This is a genomic window from Streptomyces hygroscopicus subsp. hygroscopicus, assembly GCF_001553455.1.
GTDB lineage: Bacteria > Actinomycetota > Actinomycetes > Streptomycetales > Streptomycetaceae > Streptomyces > Streptomyces hygroscopicus.
In genome coordinates, this window is sequence record NZ_BBOX01000474.1 from 1 (window position 1) to 13,207 (window position 13,207).

Genomic DNA, 13,207 nt, shown 5'->3' on the forward strand with positions numbered 1-13,207 from the left:
GTGCGAACATCGCGAAATCGTGCGAGTAAGCGCTCGAGAGAGCGATTCCACGAACACCAGTGATCATGCTCAAGCACCTGATTATCGTCAGGCAGACGACTATGATCGCGTCATGCCCTACGACCCGTCGGCCTTCCCGGCATTCGCCGTTTCCGTTGATCTGGTCGTGCTCACCGTGCGGCGGCATGCGCTCTGTGCGCTGGCCGTGCGCCGCGGGGAGCCACCCTTCAAGGGGCGGTGGGCGCTGCCCGGCGGTTTCGTTCGGCCCGATGAGGATCTCGCCGCCGCCGCTGCCAGGGAGCTGATCGAGGAGACCGGGCTGCTCGCCCACGACCCCACGCTCCCGGCCCCTCCGAACGCCGCGCATCTCGAGCAGCTCGCCACGTACGGCGATCCGAAGCGCGACCCCAGGATGCGTGTGGTCAGCGTGGCGCACCTCGCGCTCGCGCCCGATCTGCCCGCGCCCCGGGCCGGAGGCGACGCGCACAGCGTGCGCTGGGCCCCGGTCGAATCGCTGCTCGACCAGGATGGAGCCTTCGGCCGTGACAGTGACCTGGCCGCGCCGCTCGCGTTCGACCATGCCCGCATCCTCGCGGACGGGGTCGAGCGCGCCCGTTCCAAGATCGAGTACTCCTCGCTGGCCACCGCCTTCTGCCCCCAGGAGTTCACGGTCGGCGAGCTGCGCAGGGTGTACGAGGCGGTGTGGGGCGTGGCCCTGGACCCGCGCAACTTCCATCGCAAGGTCACCGGCACCCCGGGTTTTCTGGTGCCCACGGGCGGTACGACGACCCGTCAGGGAGGCCGTCCGGCCCAGTTGTTCCGGGCCGGAGGGGCGACGCTGCTCAATCCGCCCATGCTTCGTCCCGAGGTGTGACGAGGCGTGACACGACGACCTCTCAGGAGGGGTAGCTCCCGGCGAAATAGGACATAGCGGGTTAACGTGCTCCGGTACGTCACCAGTCCCCACGTGCCATCGAGCGGTTCCATGCCCCGCGGGAGAAGCCATGATCCAGGCCACCGGACTGACCAGCACCCCCCGCCGCAACCAACCGCCCGTCGTCGACGACCTCACCTTCGAGGCCCCGGCGGGCCGGGTCACCGCACTGCTCGGCGGCCCCGGCGCGGGCAAGACCACCGCGCTGCGGCTTCTGCTGCAGCTCGACCGGGGCCACGGCTCCGCCTTCTTCCGAGGCCGCCCGCTGCACCGCATCCGGCGTCCGGCCCATGAGATCGGCGTTCTCCTGGAGGACGTCCCCGGTCACCCGGGCCGCACCGTGCGGGGGCATCTGAGAATGCTCGGCGCCGCGGCCGGGGTGGCCGCCACACGCGCCGATGTCGTGCTCGACGTGGTCGGCCTCACCGATCTGGCGAACGAACGTCTCGGTGATCTGTCGACCGGGGCGGAGCGCCGCCTCGGCATCGCCACCGCTCTTCTCGGGGATCCGCACACCTTGGTCCTTGATGAGCCCGCGCGGGGCCTCTCGCCCCGGGAGACCACCTGGCTCTACGGACTGTTGCGTCAGTTCGCGGCCCACGGCGGCGCCGTCCTCGTCACCGCGGAGGACGCCGAGAGCGTCGCCCGCCTCGCGGACCAGGTGCTCACCCTGGAGTCGGGCCGGCTGGTGGCCGATCAGCCGGTGGACGAGTTCGTCCGCACCCGGTTGCGCCCCCGTGTCGTGGTCCACTCGCCGCTCGTCGGCCGGCTCGCGGCCGTCCTGGAGGAGGAGGTCCAGGCCGCCCGGCGGCTGGCCGAGGCCCGGGCGGAGGAGGAGGCGTTCCGGGCGGCGGCCGAGTGCGAGGCCGAGGCTGAGGCGGCCAAGGACGACACCGCCCGGCCCCGTGCCGACGCCGGGGCCGCCGTCGTCAAGCGCCAGGGAGTCGAGACCAGGATCAGGAAAAGGTTCTGGCGCAGGGCGAGGAAGGCGGAGGTGGCGGCCCGGGGCGCCGCTGTCGGGCCCGCGGTGAAGACGACCACGACGGAAGCCGCCGGTGCTGACAGGGCGCACCCCGTCTCCGTTGCCGACACCGAAGCGGCCCTGAAGCGCACCGAGGCCGGGGCGGAGGCCAGGACATCCGAGGTCAGACCGGAAGCCAGGACAACTGAAGCCAGGACAGCAGAAGCCAGGACAACAGAGGTCAGGGCAGCAGAGGCCAGATCAGAGGCCAGGACATCCGGGGCCAGGACGCCCGAGGCCAGAGCGGAGGCCAAGGCGGAGACCGGGGCCGAGGTCGAGGAGGGGCCGGTCGCCGCGCTCGCCGACCCGTTCTCCGTGGTGCGCGACGACGAGACCCACATCTCCGTCTACGGGCTGTCCCCCGCATCCGTCGGGGAGACCGCCTACCGCCACGGCATCGTGGTCCACCGCCTGGCCGAGGAGTCCGCCGATCTGGGCCCCGGCACCGTCGCGGGCGCCCGCGCCCGCGACCCCGAGGCGCCCCCGCCCCGTCTGCTTCCCAGGCTCCGGTTCCCCGGCCCCGCCTGGCCGATGCGCTATGAGCTGCGCCGCGCCACCGGCGTACGGACCGGCTGGCTGATCGGCGTCGCCGCCATCGTCGCCTCCCTCCTCTCGTCCGTCCTGCTCGCCCGGGCGGGCGGCGCCGGGGAGCTGCATCGGCTGACCGGCTGGCCGGTCGACCTCCCGCTTCCGCCCATCGCCATCGCGGCCGGTCTGCTGGGAGCCCTCGCCTTCGGCGACGAGTTCCGCTATCCGGCGCTGGCCGCGACCCGGGACGCCGTGCCCCGCCGGATGGGTCTGCTGGCCGCCAAGCTCGCGGTCTGCGCGGTCGGCGCGGTCCTGCTCTCGCTCGGTGTCATCGTGCTCGACAGCGCGGCGCTCCTGCTGTTCGTCGGCGGCAATGCCGTACCGCTGCCGGGCGACTGGCCCGAGCTGGTGGCCGGTGTCCTCGGGCTCACCGTCGGCTCGTCGTGGGCCGGGCTGCTGGCCGCCGGAGTCTTCCGGTCCACCGCGCTCGGACTGGCCACCCTGCTCGCCGTACCGGTCCTCGCGGTGCCCGTGGTGCGGCACGCGGCGCAGGACCCCTCGCTGCGTTCGCTGGTCATGCTGCCGCACCGGTTGCGCGCGGCGACGCTGGACCGGCCGCCCTCCCTGATCGACCGGGGGCTGGCGGTCGTGCTCCGGCTCGCGGGCCAGCCGGTCGGACAGGCCCTGATGCTGTCGCTCGCCGTGCTGCTGTGCGCCTACGCCCTCACCGGCCTGCGCGGCAGGAGCACCCGCCAGTAGCGCCCACCGCGGGCCGGGCCGCCTGCCCGGTCCGCGGTGGGCGCCGGGGCCCGGGCTGGTTCGAACTCAGTGGATCAGGCGCGGAGCGGTTTCGCACGGTCGTAGCGCGAACTGCTCGCAACTCCGCGAAGGATGCTTCTTTCTGTCCGATTGGGCGTCAATTGTAAGGTAATGGGCGATCACCCTTTCGTGTGCTTTTCACCAAAGACCTCAAGGGCTTCGGAGGCGTCGCCGACAAAGGATGCGTGAGTACCCTTGCGCACACCACGATGACCGCGGCTCGCCCCGCCGACTCCGGCCTGGCCGGTTCGGGCGAGCTTGACCGCTACTCCTACGCCGAAGCCCCCGGCGCCGACCGCGGCAGCGCCCCCTCCTGGGACGGTGCCGAGGCGGAGATCGGCCGGGTGGGCCGGCGCGCGGCCGGCAACCGGGGCCGCGGGCTGCACGGCCAACTCGTTCAGCAGCTGGGCCAGATGATCGTCTCCGGTGATCTGGGCGCGGACCGCCCGCTCGTCCCCGAGGAGATCGGCCAGCGCTTCGAGGTCTCCCGCACCGTCGTACGGGAATCGCTGCGCGTCCTCGAGGCCAAGGGTCTGGTCAGCGCCCGCCCCAATGTGGGCACCCGGGTCCGTCCGGTCAGCGACTGGAACCTGCTCGACCCGGACATCATCGAGTGGCGCGCCTTCGGCCCGCAGCGCGACGACCAGCGCCGCGAGCTGTGCGAGCTGCGCTGGACCATCGAGCCGCTGGCCGCCCGCCTCGCCGCCGGGCACGGCCGTGAGGAGGTGCAGCAGCGGCTCGCGGACATGGTCGAGATCATGAGCCATGCACTGACGCAGGGCGACACCCTCACCTTCTCCCGCGCCGACGCCGAGTTCCACGCGCTGCTGCTGCAGGTCGCGGGCAACCGGATGCTGGACCACCTGGCGGGGATCGTCGCCGCCGCGCTCCACGTCTCCGGCGCCCCGGTCTCCGGCTGCGACCGCCTCACCGAGGCCGGAGTCGCCCACCACCGCCGGATCGTCGAGGCGATCGGCGAGGGCGACGCCGTGGCGGCCGAGGGGGCGATGCGTCAGCTGCTGACCGTCCACCCGGATCTCGATCACGCCGAGGTCGGGGTGCCCGCGCCGCGCGAGCACTGATCCGCGGCGCGTCCGGTGCCCGGACCGCCGGGCGTCCGGAGCGTGCGACGTACGACGTACGGCGTACGGCGAGGCGGCGGGGCCAGTAGTCGGCGGGGGCCGGCCGCAGGGGCGCCGCAACGGATGCCGTGCCGCGTACGAGAGGGCGTCGCCGGATCCCGCGCCGCGGGTTCGGCGGCGCGGCGCGAGCGATCGGTCGGTGTCGTGCGGCTCCCACCGGTGCGCGACTCGGAGTTTTTTGTCCCGTTGGATGGGCATGAAGACCGTTATGGGGTGTGACTCGGGCCACGAGTATTGGGCGTAACGCTCTTTGGGGCAGCGCGATGATTAAAGAGGTGGCAGCCGCGGAGGGAATACGGATGTCGCTCGCAACGCTGTACTCCTCCGCACTCCGCCCGCGCCGTCGGTTCATCCCTGCCGGCGGTCGTCGGCTCCGGTCCCCAGCGGACTGAGCCGGAAGCCGTTTCCAACGTTCCGAGAGGTTGTTCGTGTCGGCCAGCACATCCCGTACGCTCCCGCCGGAGATCGCCGAGTCGGAGTCTGTCATGGCGCTCATCGAGCGGGGAAAGGCTGAGGGGCAGATCGCCGGCGACGATGTGCGCCGGGCCTTCGAGGCTGACCAGATTCCTCCGACCCAGTGGAAGAACGTACTGCGCAGCCTCAACCAGATCCTCGACGAGGAGGGTGTGACGCTGATGGTCAGTGCCGCAGAGGCGCCCAAGCGCACCCGCAAGAGCGTCGCAGCGAAGAGCCCGGCAAAGCGCACCGCCACCAAGACTGTCGCGACCAAGACGGTCACCGCCAAGAAGGCCCCCGCCGCCCCGGCCGCTGCCACGGCGGACGTCGGCGGTGTCCCGGCCGGTGAGGCCGCCCCCGCGAAGAAGGCCGCCGCCAAGAAGGCCACGGCCAAGAAGGCGGCCGCCAAGAAGACCACCGCCGCCAAGAAGACGGTCGCGAAGAAGACCACCGCCAAGAAGGACGTCACCGACGAGCTCCTCGAGGCCGAGGACGTCATCGAGGAGGCACCGGGCAAGCCCGGCCCCGAGGGCGCCGAGGGCGAGCCCGAGAACGCGGGTTTCGTGCTCTCCGACGAGGACGAGGACGACGCCCCCGCGCAGCAGGTCGCCGCGGCCGGCGCCACGGCCGACCCGGTCAAGGACTACCTCAAGCAGATCGGCAAGGTCCCGCTGCTCAACGCCGAGCAGGAGGTCGAGCTCGCCAAGCGGATCGAGGCCGGTCTGTTCGCCGAGGACAAGCTGGCCAACTCCGACAAGCTCGCCCCCAAGCTCAAGCGTGAGCTGGAGATCATCGCCGAGGACGGCCGCCGCGCCAAGAACCACCTGCTGGAGGCCAACCTCCGTCTGGTGGTCTCCCTGGCCAAGCGCTACACGGGCCGCGGCATGCTCTTCCTGGACCTCATCCAGGAGGGCAACCTCGGTCTGATCCGCGCCGTCGAGAAGTTCGACTACACCAAGGGCTACAAGTTCTCCACGTACGCCACCTGGTGGATCCGTCAGGCGATCACCCGGGCCATGGCCGACCAGGCGCGCACCATCCGTATCCCGGTGCACATGGTCGAGGTCATCAACAAGCTGGCCCGCGTCCAGCGCCAGATGCTCCAGGACCTGGGCCGTGAGCCCACCCCGGAGGAGCTGGCCAAGGAGCTCGACATGACCCCGGAGAAGGTCATCGAGGTGCAGAAGTACGGCCGTGAGCCGATCTCGCTGCACACCCCGCTGGGCGAGGACGGCGACAGCGAGTTCGGTGACCTCATCGAGGACTCCGAGGCCGTCGTCCCGGCCGACGCGGTCAGCTTCACCCTGCTGCAGGAGCAGCTGCACTCCGTGCTCGACACGCTCAGCGAGCGTGAGGCGGGCGTGGTCTCGATGCGCTTCGGCCTCACCGACGGCCAGCCGAAGACCCTCGACGAGATCGGCAAGGTCTACGGCGTGACGCGTGAGCGCATCCGGCAGATCGAGTCCAAGACGATGTCGAAGCTGCGCCACCCGTCCCGTTCCCAGGTCCTCCGGGACTACCTCGACTGATACGGACCACCGCCGTGTAACGGCAAGCGGCACAGCCCGAAGGCCGGACCCCATCGAGGGGTCCGGCCTTCGCGCTGTGCCGGCGCTCCGTTCCCCGTTTGGCCCGCCGGGGATGCGCTTCGCGTCAGGTGGGGTAACGCTGAGTGTGCGACTCGCTCCGTAAGGTCAGGAGGCTGCATGCGTAGGTCGCCCCGCTCGCTCCTCGTCCTGGCGGTACCGCTGGTCGCCGCGCTCATGATGGTGCTCACCGCGCCCGCCCCGGCGACGGCCGACCGTGTGGTGGTCGGCGGCCATCCGGCCCGTACGGTCGAGGCGCCCTGGACGGCGGCCGTGGCCAGCCGTGCGCTCTTCGGGGGGAAGAGGTCGGGCCAGTTCTGCGGCGCGGCGGTGGTGAGCCCTACAACGGTCCTCACGGCGGCCCACTGCCTGAGCCGCGCGGTGCTCGGCATGGACTGGCGGCAGGTGCGGGACCTCCGGGTGATCATCGGCCGCAATGATCTGCGCAAGAGCGACGGGATGGAGTACCCGTTGGCCCGGGTGTGGGTGAATCCCGCGTACGAGACCGACAACAGGGCCGGGGACATCGCGGTGCTCACCCTGGGGGTCGCGGTGCCGGCCGCCTACACCGTTCCCATGGCCGCCGGGCGCGGTGATCCGGCGTACCGGCCGGGCGTGCGGGCCGCGGTGTACGGGTGGGGTGATACGGAGGGTGGCGGTGAGTACGCGTCGACGCTGCACGCCGCCACGGTGCGCATCCTGGCCGACACGGTCTGCCGGACCGCCTATCCCGGCAACGCGGAGGGGGACTACCAGCCGCGGTCCATGCTCTGCGCGGGGCTGCCGGATGGCGGGCGGGACGCCTGTCAGGGGGACAGCGGAGGCCCTCTGGTCGCCCAGGGGCGGCTGGTGGGCCTGGTGTCCTGGGGAAGCGGCTGTGGAGTGGCGGGACGGCCCGGTGTCTACACCAGGATCTCGGCGGTGGCCGGTCTGGTGGCCGCCCATGGCTGACGCCGTGGTAGCGGCCGGGAAGGCCCTGGGGCATGTGCGTGGTGTGGGCCGGAGGCCCTGGGGTGTGCCCGTGGTGGGCTCTGGAATGTGTCCATGGCCAGGGCCGGGAGGGCCCTGGGGTGGTGCCGCGGGGCCCACGATACGAGCGTGGGCGGCCGCCCCACTGAGGGGGCAGACCGCCCGGGATCCGGCCCTGGGCCGGCGTCGCTCGTCGTCGTGGGTGTGAGGCGTCAGCGTTCGTCGTCGGACGCGGACGCCGGAGCGGCGGTCAGCCGCTCGGTCTCGTCCTGTATTTCCGCGGCGATCTTCTTGAGTTCCGGCTCGAACTTGCGCCCGTGGTGGGCGCAGAAGAGCAGTTCACCACCGCTGGTCAGCACGACGCGCAGGTATGCCTGGGCGCCGCAACGGTCGCATCGGTCAGCGGCCGTCAGCGGGCTCGCGGGGGTCAGAACAGTAGTCACGTCGCCTCTTCTCTAGCTCGACGAGCTGTCGTACCAGGGTCAACATCCAACCAGCCTGAAATCGTTCCCGCTCGTGGCTTTTTCTCAAAAATTGCTTCTGAGTAGGCCGGATGGTGACGTTTGGCGGCGAATGAGCCGTATTGCCTAGCTTTGCTGTTTCGCGTCGATTGTCTGATTCGTCCTCCCGGCCGGGTTGCCGGTTGTGAATGAGGACGTGCCCGGAGCCTAAATGGTTCATGCCTGAAAGGGAACGTGATGTGTGCGTCACGCCCATGAGGTATCGAACGTACGAGCGAAACGATGGCCGGTGGGACTAGCATGGACGTTTCAACGGGTGGCGGCACAAAGGCTCTATCAAGCCTCGGTACGCTCTGACGGGCGACCATGCCACCATCGGGCCCACAGCCGGGCCAACCAGAAATTCAGCGAGGAGCGAACCGCGTGACCGCCGACACGTCCGTGCCGTCCACTGCGCTGCTGACCGGAGCAGACCGGGGCGGCTCCAACTACACCGCGCGGCACCTTCTCGTCCTCGAGGGGCTCGAGGCAGTGCGCAAGCGCCCTGGCATGTACATCGGCTCGACCGACAGCCGTGGCCTCATGCACTGCCTCTGGGAGATCATCGACAACTCGGTGGACGAGGCCCTCGGCGGCTTCTGTGATCGCATCGAGGTGATCCTGCACGACGACGGCTCCGTGGAGGTGCGCGACAACGGCCGGGGGATCCCGGTGGACGTCGAGCCCAAGACGGGGCTGTCCGGCGTCGAGGTCGTCATGACGAAGCTGCACGCCGGCGGGAAGTTCGGCGGCGGCTCGTACGCGGCCTCGGGCGGTCTGCACGGCGTCGGCGCCTCCGTGGTGAACGCGCTGTCCGCCCGTCTCGACGTCGAGGTGGACCGTGACGGCAAGACCCATGCGATCAGCTTCCGCCGCGGCGTCCCCGGGATCTTCACCGAATCCGGGCCGGACGCCCCGTTCGACCCGTCCAGTGGCCTCCTCAAGGGCAAGAGGGTCCCCAAGACCCGCACCGGCACCCGCATCCGCTACTGGGCGGACCGCCAGATCTTCCTCAAGGACGCCAAGCTCTCCCTGGAGACGCTGTACTCCCGTGCCCGGCAGACCGCGTTCCTGGTGCCGGGGCTGACCCTGGTCGTCCGGGACGATCGGGCCCTGGAGGGGCGGGAGGGGCCGGTCGAGGAGACCTTCCACTACGACGGCGGGATCAGCGAGTTCTGCGAGTACCTGGCCCAGGACAAGGCCGTCTGCGATGTGCTGCGGCTGTCCGGGCAGGGCACCTTCAAGGAGACCGTGCCGGTCCTCGACGAGCGCGGCCATATGACGCCGACCGAGGTCACCCGTGACCTGGGCGTCGACATCGCGCTGCGGTGGGGCACCGGCTACGACGCGACCGTGAAGTCGTTCGTCAACATCATCGCGACGCCCAAGGGCGGCACCCACGTCGCCGGGTTCGAGCGCGCGGTCACCAGGACGGTCAACGAGGCGCTGCGCGCCACCAAGCTGCTGCGTGTCGCCGAGGACGACGTCGTCAAGGACGACGCCATGGAGGGCCTGACGGCGGTGGTGACCGTCCGGCTCGCGGAGCCGCAGTTCGAGGGGCAGACCAAGGAGGTGCTGGGCACCTCGGCGGCCTCCCGGATCGTGGCCAACGTGGTCTCCAAGGAGCTCAAGGCGTTCCTGACCTCCTCCAAGCGGGACGCCAAGCAGCAGGCCCGCGCCGTCCTGGAGAAGGTCGTGGCGGCCGCCCGTACGCGCATCGCGGCCCGCCAGCACAAGGAGGCGCAGCGCCGTAAGACCGCGCTGGAGTCCTCCTCGCTGCCGGCGAAGCTGGCCGACTGCCGCAGCGACGACGTGGGCCGCAGCGAGTTGTTCATCGTCGAGGGGGACTCGGCGCTGGGTACGGCCAAGCTCGCGCGGAACTCCGAGTTCCAGGCGCTGCTGCCGATCCGCGGCAAGATCCTCAACGTCCAGAAGTCGTCGGTCTCCGACATGCTCAAGAACGCCGAGTGCGGTGCGATCATCCAGGTGATAGGGGCCGGATCGGGCCGGACCTTCGACATCGACCAGGCGCGTTACGGCAAGGTGATCTTCCTCGCCGACGCCGATGTGGACGGCGCTCACATCCGCTGTCTGCTGCTGACCCTCTTCCAGCGCTATATGCGCCCGATGGTCGAGCAGGGGCGGGTCTTCTCGGCGGTGCCGCCGCTGCACCGGGTGGAGCTGGTGAACCCCAAGCGGGGACAGGACAAGTACCTCTACACCTACTCCGACCAGGAGCTCCAGGAGACGCTGCTGGACCTCCAGCGCCGGGAGATCCGCTACAAGGACGGCATCCAGCGGTACAAGGGTCTCGGCGAGATGGACGCCGACCAGCTCGCGGAGACCACGATGGACCCGCGTCACCGCACCCTGCGGCGCATCAACATCAGCGACCTGGAGGCCGCCGAGCGCGCCTTCGACCTGCTCATGGGCAACGAGGTCGCGCCCCGTAAGGAGTTCATCACCAACTCCGCGGCGACCCTGGACCGGTCGCGCATCGACGTCTGACGCGCGGCTGGCCGACACGGTGGTTCGGCGGGGGTCCGCCCACTCCCGGGTGGGCGGACCCCCGCCGAACCACCGTGCCGCCACCCCTGATGTGCCGGTTCCGGGTCGTTGGGGTGAACGTCCGGTGGTGAAGAGTCACCGCACCCTGCCTGATGGCGGCCAGCTTGGGGGTCACCACCTGGGCGGACCGCACACCGCGCGGCGAGGTGGCGGTCGCGCGGATCGCCGCGGGCGGACGGGGTCAGGCCGGTTCAGACCCACGCGTAGCGGTGCTCGGGGCGGCCGGTCTCGCCGTACTTGAGGCTGAGCCGCACCCTGCCCGTGCGCTCCAGCAGCTTCAGATAGCGCTGTGCGGTCTGTCTGCTGAGCGAGGAGCGCTCGGCCACCTCCTGCGCCGACAGCGGGCCCTCGGCGCTCCGCAGCACCTCCCGTACGAGATCGGCGGTCAGCGCCGAGTGGCCCTTGGGCAGCTCCGCGGGTCCGGCCGAGGCGCCGCCCAGGGCGCCGAAGATCCGGTCCACCTGGTCCTGCCCGGCCTCGCCGCCGCCTTCCAGCGCACGGCGCAGCGCCGCGTACCCCTCCAACTTGGCGCGCAGCCCCGCGAAGGTGAACGGTTTGACCAGGTACTGCAGCGCGCCGTGGCGCATCGCCGCCTGGACCGTCGCGATATCGCGGGCCGCGGTCACCATGATGACGTCGGTGTGATGGCCGATCTGCCGCAGCCGCCGCACCAGCGCCAGCCCCGTCTCGTCCGGCAGATAGTGGTCGAGCAGCACCAGGTCGACAGGGGCGGCCTCCAGGAAGGCCAGCGCATCGGCGGCGGTGTGCGCCTGCCCGGCGACACGGAAGCCGGTCACCTTGCCGACGTACGCCGCGTTGACCCGGGCCACCCGGACGTCGTCGTCCACGACCAGCACCTCCAGGGGCCCGTCCGGTCCGGTTCCATGGGTCATCGCGGCTCTCCTGTCGCGGTCAGGGGCGTCCCGGCCGGCTCTTCGGCCAGCGCCTCGGGGAGGACGACGGTGAACTCCGCGCCCCCGCCCTCGCGGTCGGACACGCGGACGCTGCCGCCCTGGCGTTCGGCCAGGCGGCGGACCAGGGCGAGCCCTATGCCGCGTTTCCCGTGCGCGGGCGGCTGCTTGGTGGACCAGCCCTCGGTGAAGACCACGTCGCGCCGGTCGGCGGGGATCCCGGGGCCGGTGTCGGAGACGCGCAGCAGGACCGTACGGTCGTCCGCGCACAGCTCCACCTCGACCCGCGGCTCCCGGGAACCGGCCGCCGCGTCCAGAGCGTTGTCGATGAGGTTGCCGACGATCGTCACCAGGCCCGGTGGGTCCACCAGCCGGTTGGGCAGCAGACTGTCCTCGGCGACACACAGCGTGACCCCGCGTTCGGTGGCTACCGTGGCCTTGCCGACCAGCAGGGAGGCCAGCAGCGGATCGCGCACCCGCTCGGTGACCTGCTCGGCGGTGGCCCGGTGCACCCCGATCGCCTCGGTGATGAACTCCGCCGCCTCGTCGTGCAGTCCGAGTTCGAGCAGGCCCAGGAGGGTGTGCATCCGGTTGGCGTGCTCATGGTCCTGTGCCCGCAAGGCGTCGATCAGCCCCCGGGTGCCGTCCAGCTCGCGGCCCAGCCGCTCCAGCTCGGTGCGGTCACGGAGGGTGGCCACCGCGCCGCCGTCGTCCGTCGGCATCCGGTTCGCGACCAGCACCCGGCCACCGCTGACGGTCAGCAGATCGGCCCCGGCGACCCGTCCCGCCAGCACATCGGTCGTACGGCCCGGGGGCAGCACCGCCGCCAGCGGCTGCCCGGTGTCCTCGGGGCGCAGATCCAGCAGCCGCTGCGCCTCGTCGTTGATCAGCCGGATGCGGCCCCGGGCGTCGAGGGCGACGACGCCTTCCCGGATGCCGTGCAGCATCGCCTCGCGCTCGGCGAGCAGCGCGGAGATATCGGAGAAGGCCAGGTCATGGGTGCGTCGCTGGAGCCTGCGGGCGACCAGATACGCCGCCAGGGCACCGACGGCGAGCGCGCCGCCCGCGTACGCGAGCATCTCCGGGACCGCGGCGACGAGCCGGGCGCGCACGCTCTCGTAGGAGATGCCCACCGAGACGGCGCCCACGATACGGCCGTCTCCGGCGCGCAGCGGCACCTTGCCGCGGGCCGACCGGCCGAGGGTGCCCTCGTCGATCTCCATGATCTCCCGGCCGCCGAGGGCGTCGGTGGGATCGGTGGAGACGTGCTTGCCGATCTCGTCCGGGGAGGTGTGCGACCAGCGCACCCCGCGCCGGTCCATGACCACGACGTATTCGGCGCCGGTCGCGCGGCGGATGCGCTCCGCCTCGGTCTGCACGGGTCCGCCGGGTCCGGGCCGGGTGTGCTGGAGCGCCTCGGCCAGCCGGGGCTCGGCGGCCGTGGTCTGCGCGATGGCCAGGGCACGGCGCATGGCCTGGTCGTCGAGGTGGTCGCTGAGCGGCGCGAGGAAGAGGCCGGTCGCGAGCACGGTGACACCCGTGGCGATGGCCAACTGCATCAGCAGGACCTGGGAGAAGACGCGTCGGGGCCAGCCGATGCGCCACCTCACGGCCGTGGGGCCCGGCCCCGGCGGTATCGCGGCGCTCATGGCAACGAAGGGTAACCAAGGGCAGGGCGGAGGGGCCCAGGACCTCGGGGCGGCGGGCCGGGGTGGCGGTCCGGGAGGTCGGGGGGCGGCCCGGGACGCCGGGGAGCGGGGCGTGGGGTGGCCC

9 protein-coding genes are annotated in these 13,207 nt (G+C 71.4%); 6 read left to right on the forward strand and 3 right to left on the reverse strand.

All coding sequences use genetic code 11. The features are described from left to right. Positions 1-112 precede the first annotated feature (112 nt). The 5 genes from AXW62_RS36355 to AXW62_RS36375 all read left to right on the forward strand — a co-directional run bounded on the left by AXW62_RS36355 (position 113) and on the right by AXW62_RS36375 (position 7,437). Positions 113-874, forward strand: a complete 762-nt coding sequence (locus AXW62_RS36355; RefSeq protein WP_030842713.1) for an NUDIX hydrolase — start codon at positions 113-115, stop codon at positions 872-874. 130 nt (positions 875-1,004) lie between these two features. After that, entirely contained in the window at positions 1,005-3,242 is a 2,238-nt protein-coding gene (locus tag AXW62_RS36360; protein ID WP_060948167.1) for an ATP-binding cassette domain-containing protein, read from the forward strand. Between the two features lie 191 nt (positions 3,243-3,433). After that, positions 3,434-4,384, forward strand: a complete 951-nt coding sequence (locus AXW62_RS36365) for a FadR/GntR family transcriptional regulator (protein ID WP_079105855.1) — start codon at positions 3,434-3,436, stop codon at positions 4,382-4,384. A 482-nt stretch (positions 4,385-4,866) separates the two neighbouring features. Next, positions 4,867-6,429, forward strand: a complete 1,563-nt coding sequence (locus AXW62_RS36370; protein ID WP_064456001.1) for an RNA polymerase sigma factor — start codon at positions 4,867-4,869, stop codon at positions 6,427-6,429. 177 nt (positions 6,430-6,606) lie between these two features. After that, a complete protein-coding gene (locus tag AXW62_RS36375) occupies positions 6,607-7,437 on the forward strand; it encodes a S1 family peptidase (protein ID WP_060948170.1) in 831 nt (276 codons plus the stop codon). 230 nt (positions 7,438-7,667) lie between these two features. Here the strand turns inward: AXW62_RS36375 and AXW62_RS36380 are convergent, their stop codons facing one another. Then, positions 7,668-7,898 carry a DUF7455 domain-containing protein gene (locus AXW62_RS36380; RefSeq protein WP_060948171.1) on the reverse strand — a complete coding sequence of 77 codons (231 nt, stop codon included), beginning with the start codon at positions 7,896-7,898 and terminating at the stop codon, positions 7,668-7,670. A 441-nt stretch (positions 7,899-8,339) separates the two neighbouring features. Here AXW62_RS36380 and AXW62_RS36385 point away from each other — a divergent pair, with 441 nt between their 5' ends. After that, a complete protein-coding gene (locus AXW62_RS36385) occupies positions 8,340-10,463 on the forward strand; it encodes a DNA gyrase/topoisomerase IV subunit B (RefSeq protein WP_060948172.1) in 2,124 nt (707 codons plus the stop codon). 251 nt (positions 10,464-10,714) lie between these two features. On the opposite strand, the gene AXW62_RS36390 is transcribed toward AXW62_RS36385, so the two are convergent. Together AXW62_RS36390 and AXW62_RS36395 are read right to left on the reverse strand one after the other, a co-directional pair. Next, on the reverse strand, positions 10,715-11,416 hold the full coding sequence (locus AXW62_RS36390; RefSeq protein ID WP_060948173.1) for a response regulator: 702 nt from the start codon (positions 11,414-11,416) through the stop codon (positions 10,715-10,717). Then, entirely contained in the window at positions 11,413-13,083 is a 1,671-nt protein-coding gene (locus tag AXW62_RS36395) for an ATP-binding protein (RefSeq protein ID WP_060948174.1), read from the reverse strand. The genes AXW62_RS36390 and AXW62_RS36395 overlap by 4 nt, the downstream gene beginning before the upstream one ends. Positions 13,084-13,207 lie beyond the last annotated feature (124 nt).